1 protein-coding gene is annotated in these 239 nt (G+C 29.7%); it reads left to right on the forward strand.

Annotated features, from left to right (window positions below):
- The coding region (locus tag Q4548_RS16990; protein ID WP_303457267.1) for a helix-turn-helix domain-containing protein at positions 1–221 on the forward strand (221 nt) is incomplete at its 5' end.
- Positions 222–239 lie beyond the last annotated feature (18 nt).

Consider the following 239-nt stretch of genomic DNA (forward strand, 5'->3'; position numbering starts at 1 on the left):
AGCGTGAGCAATTTAGAGAAGAAGCTTTTTCTTATTATTTTGGAGAAATCATAAAAAACAGAAGAAAAGAACTTCATATGAGTCAAGAAAACTTAGCTGAAAAAGTTGGAAAGAAAAGACCATATATTTCGAGAATTGAAAATGGTGAGGATATTAAATTATCGAATTTTGCTTTGTTAGCGAATGCTTTAGGTTTGTCTATTCAATTAACTACTGAATAAAATTACGAAAGCCCAACA

It is taken from the genome of Wenyingzhuangia sp. 2_MG-2023 (assembly GCF_030548295.1).
In the GTDB taxonomy this organism is placed as follows: Bacteria; Bacteroidota; Bacteroidia; order Flavobacteriales; family Flavobacteriaceae; genus Wenyingzhuangia.